This is a genomic window from Hydrogenivirga sp. 128-5-R1-1 (assembly GCF_000171895.1).
This window is the reverse complement of the sequence record NZ_ABHJ01000139.1, coordinates 1-2,278: the sequence shown is the minus strand read 5'-3', so window position 1 is coordinate 2,278 and position 2,278 is coordinate 1. Positions and strand designations below refer to the sequence as shown.

Here is a 2,278-nt window from a genome sequence, read left to right as displayed (position 1 = left end):
GCTCAAGCAGCTATAGAAAGTGGTTGGGGAACTTCAAGATTTTTCGTTGAGGCAAACAATATATTTGGTATGTGGAGTTTTAATAAAAAAAATTCATTAAAAATAAAAGCCAAGAAAAGCAATGTTTATTTAAAAAAATATCCTGATATACTGGCATCAATTGAGGATTATTATTATAGTATTAATGTAAGCTGGGCATATAAAAATTTTAGATATGTTAGACTTACAACTAAAGATTCATTAAAACTTGCAAACCACTTAGAAAAATATTCTATATTGAGGAAGACTTATGTTAAGAGGATTAAAACAATTATTCAGCATAATAATCTTACTTATTACGATAGCTGCAGGCTTCATCCAGACTATATTGGCAGATGAAAAAGGTTATGCGGTAATTCTTATATATCATAAATTTGATGAACCAAAGTCCCCATCTACATCTGTCCCAATTGAAGATTTTAAAAAACAGATGAGATACCTATATGAAAATAATTATAATGTTGTTTCTTTAGATAAACTCTTGCAGTATATAAAAAACAAAAATATACCTCCAAAAACTATAGTTATCACAATAGACGATGGGTATAAATCTACAATGAAAGCCTTTAAAGTTTTAAAGAGATACAACTTTCCTTTTACAGTTTTTTTATATATGGAAGGAGTTGGAGTTTATCCTGATTATTTAACAAAAAAACAAATTAATGAGCTAAAAAAATATCCGTATATTACTTTTGGAAATCATTCATTTTCACATAGACATTTTGCAAAGGTCAGTAAAAAACTTGATAAAGAAAAGTATGTAAAAAACTTTATAGAAGATACTCTAAAAGCTGAAGAAAAATTTAAAAAACTAATAGGATATAAACCAAAGTTTTATGCGTACCCTTATGGAGACTATAATGAAATACTTACAAATGTACTAAAAAATTTGGGATACAAGGCAGCTTTCACACAAGACCCAGCAAGTTTTTCATACTCTTATGATTTATATACAGTTCCAAGACAACCAATAGTAGGTCATTGGGGAAATTTAAAACATTTTATAAAAGTATTAAATATGAAACCATTGGAAATAAAAAATTTTTATCCAAAATACGGCATATTAACAAAAAACCCACCAGATAAAATTGAGGCAAAAGTGAGAGATTTAAGTAATTATAAAAATTGCGGTATATATGTGTCTGAACTTGGGTGGCTTAAACCTGAAATAAAAGGTAATATACTATACGTAAATAACCTACCGTCTTTCAAAAGGTGGAAAAACAGGATAGGTTTTACATGTTTTGAAAAATCAACAGATAAACAGGCAAGATTTTTTTATATGATAATAAATCCACAGTAAAGTTATTTCTTTTCTTTTAATATATCAGGTCTCAGCTGTTTTACATTTAGATAGATTTCCACTCTATCATTCATTCGCTGTAGGATAGGGTTCTTCCATCTATAAATGGGCTTTTTATTTCCATATGCTTCAAGAACAATTTTATCTTTTTTTATACCGTTTTTTATTAAAATATCTGCTATAACCTCTGCTCTTTTTATGGATAAATCCCATGCATCTTTAATTCCCCTAGGAAGTTTAGACTTATTTTTAACATATGCATGTCCTACAACTCTAATCTCATCAAAATAACCACTGTATTTTTTTATTTTCTTTGCTATTTCATTTAGCGCTTTTTTAGCCTCATCTGTTAGCTGATAAGAATCTTCTTTAAATGCTATATCATTAAAAAGTCTAATTAAAACGTAGTTTTCAATACTATCTATCTGATAAGCATATATTGGTAAAATTCTTTCAAGTCTTTTTTTGATAATTTTTGCCACATCTTCTTTCATCATACTGATAGGAGGAATTACAGCTACAGTTTTTGTGGTTTCAAGTGGTCTTTCCCCCTGAAAATACCATAAGAACTTCATTAATTTTTTTATATCTAAAACAGTCATAGCATACAGGAGAATAAAAAAAGTAAGTAAAAGAGACATCAAATCACTAAAACTTATAAGCCATGCAGGAGCAGCAGGACATTCCTCTTTTTTCTTTCTTGCCATTTTAGTATTCCTTAGTTTTAATTACAAACTCCACCCTTCTATTTTTAGCTCTACCTTTTGGTGTACTGTTGTCAGCAATAGGTCTTGAAGGTCCATATCCTCTAACACTCAATAAATCAGGAGAAAATCCACAGGATATAAACATTTTCATTATATAAAGGGCTCTTTTTAAAGATAAATCTAAATTTAATTTATAGCTACCAGTATTATCAGTATGTCCTTCTATTAT

The 2,278-nt window shown here is 28.6% G+C and carries 4 protein-coding genes; 2 read left to right on the top strand and 2 right to left on the bottom strand.

Going from position 1 to position 2,278, the window contains the following annotated elements; all coding sequences use genetic code 11:
• A partial coding sequence (locus tag HG1285_RS19195) for a glucosaminidase domain-containing protein (protein ID WP_008288696.1) occupies positions 1-378 on the top strand: 378 nt, incomplete at its 5' end.
• Positions 290-1,342 (top strand): polysaccharide deacetylase family protein, encoded by a 1,053-nt coding sequence (locus tag HG1285_RS04205; RefSeq protein WP_232219520.1) that lies wholly within the window; start codon positions 290-292, stop codon positions 1,340-1,342. The genes HG1285_RS19195 and HG1285_RS04205, both read left to right, overlap by 89 nt.
• 2 nt (positions 1,343-1,344) lie before the next feature.
• Here the strand turns inward: HG1285_RS04205 and HG1285_RS04210 are convergent, their stop codons facing one another.
• The gene (locus HG1285_RS04210) at positions 1,345-2,049 is read right to left on the bottom strand and encodes a flagellar motor protein MotB (RefSeq protein ID WP_008288694.1); all 705 of its coding nucleotides are present in this window, start codon (positions 2,047-2,049) and stop codon (positions 1,345-1,347) included.
• Position 2,050: 1 nt separating this feature from the next.
• The coding region (locus HG1285_RS04215; RefSeq protein WP_008288693.1) for an OmpA family protein at positions 2,051-2,278 on the bottom strand (228 nt) is incomplete at its 5' end.